The sequence below is a fragment of the Mesorhizobium sp. M7A.F.Ca.CA.002.09.1.1 genome, assembly GCF_003998555.1.
In the GTDB taxonomy this organism is placed as follows: domain Bacteria; phylum Pseudomonadota; class Alphaproteobacteria; order Rhizobiales; family Rhizobiaceae; genus Mesorhizobium; species Mesorhizobium ciceri.
This window is the reverse complement of sequence record NZ_RZRR01001051.1, coordinates 1-1,702: the sequence shown is the minus strand read 5'-3', so window position 1 is coordinate 1,702 and position 1,702 is coordinate 1. Positions and strand designations below refer to the sequence as shown.

Here is a 1,702-nt window from a genome sequence, read left to right as displayed (position 1 = left end):
GGTACGATCTTGATCGCACCTTCGCGGATCTTGCGCACCGTGCCGATATCGATCGTCGGAATGCGCGACGAGAGCGCGATCTGCTGCAGCATTCCTTGCTGCGGCCGCCTGAGCCCGTATTTCCCCAGCCTGCCCAACGCCAGATCGAGGATGATGGGAAACAAGGCATCGTTGATGCGCTGCGGCATCAGGCGCGCCGCCATGCCGATCATCTGGATGGGCACGCCAAGCAGTTCGCGCGGTACGATATGAACGCCGCCGCGCACCGAAATCGTCGGCCGCGCACCGCCTTCCACCAGATCGAGCGCGATCTCGGCGCCGGTATTGCCCATGCCGACGATCAGCACCGGCCGGCCGGCGAAAGGCACTGCGTTGCGATAGTCGGCGCTATGCAGCTTTTGGCCCTTGAAGGCATCGGCGCCGGCAAATCTGGGCATCAGCGGCTCTGCGTTGTTGCCAGATGCAATCACAACGTTTGAAGCATGCAAGGGACCGGTCGTCGTATCCACGAGCCAGCTTCTGCCCCGCCGGGTGATCGCCCGCACTGTTTCTCCAAATCGCGGCCGCAGATCGAAACGTTGCGCATAGGCATCTAGATAGTCGATGAAGAGATCGCGCGGCACATAACGCGGATAGTCCCTGGGAAAGGGCGCGAAGGGCAGCGAGGAAAAGCGCTTGGCCGTGTGCAAATGGACGCGCTCATAGTGGCGTCGCCAGGCGGGTGCGGCCTGCTGCTCCTTTTCCAGCAGGACGAAATCCTGCCCGCTCTGCCGCAGGCACGCGGCAATGGCCAGGCCCGCCGGCCCGGCACCGATGATCGCAACTGGGGTGGTGTCGTCCAAGCCGGCCTCCGCGGCAGAATTCACAGCCCGAGAATGTCAAAAACATGGTGGGAAAGTAAAGGCCTGCCGCGCGACAAATATTTAGACAGGCAAAGGCACCGTCAACCCTACCTTGACCCGGTCCATGGCAACGAACGTGCGGAATTTGCGGACATTGTTGCTGTCGAAGAACAGTTTTCGCGTCAGCGCCTCATAGGCGCCCATGTCGGCCACTGTGATGACCAGGATGAAGTCGGCCTCGCCGGTGACGTAATAGCATTGCTGGACCTCGGGGGTCGCCGAGAACTGCCGCTTGGCCGCGTCGATCAGTTCGGCGCGTTCGCTCTCGAGTTCCACCTCGACGAAGATGGTGATGGGTTGACCGACCGCTGCCGGCTCGACGACAGCGACATTGCCGGCAATGACGCCGGTCTGCTCCATGCGCTTGATGCGGCGCTGCACCGCCGGCGCCGACAGGTTCACCGCCTCGCCGATCAACCGCTGCGGCGTCGTGTTGTCGCGCTGCAGGATGGCAAGGATGGCGAGATCGAAACTATCGAGCGAGGACGGCAATGCAGGCAATGGAATATCCTGGACGAAACAAACTTGCATTTAAGAGACCATATTACAGCGCTCTTTGCGTTGCTCCTGCAATATGTTCTCGCTGACCAACGGGACCGGCCAATGTTCCTGCTCAACCGCAACGCATCGCACCGCCGGCCGCTCGATCCGATCGATGCCGAAACCCTTGGCGTGGCCGGAGCCGACACGGTCGAGCGTTTTCTCAGCCACCGCGACAATCACCGGATGACGCCGCTGCATGCACTGCCGGCGCTCGCCAGCGAATTCGGACTGGGCGCCATCCATATCAAGGATGAGGG

At 61.8% G+C, this 1,702-nt stretch carries 2 protein-coding genes and 1 pseudogene; 1 reads left to right on the top strand and 2 read right to left on the bottom strand.

The window, feature by feature from the left end:
* Both EN994_RS30090 and EN994_RS30085 read right to left on the bottom strand, forming a co-directional pair.
* Positions 1 to 842: NAD(P)/FAD-dependent oxidoreductase (locus tag EN994_RS30090; protein WP_164746358.1), on the bottom strand; the 842-nt coding region annotated here is incomplete at its 3' end.
* A gap of 81 nt (positions 843 to 923) precedes the next feature.
* Complete coding sequence (locus EN994_RS30085) at positions 924 to 1,433, bottom strand: Lrp/AsnC family transcriptional regulator (RefSeq protein ID WP_063167707.1); 510 nt, start codon at positions 1,431 to 1,433, stop codon at positions 924 to 926.
* Positions 1,434 to 1,505: 72 nt separating this feature from the next.
* On the opposite strand from EN994_RS30085, the pseudogene EN994_RS30080 reads away from it, so the two are divergent.
* Positions 1,506 to 1,702, top strand: a pseudogene (locus EN994_RS30080) (diaminopropionate ammonia-lyase); the annotation flags it as partial.

What these genes read in the sequence shown, in the direction of transcription:
- EN994_RS30085 (WP_063167707.1), bottom strand. Translation starts at nt 1,433, where the DNA reads ATGCAAGTTTGTTTCGTCCAGGATATTCCATTGCCTGCATTGCCGTCC.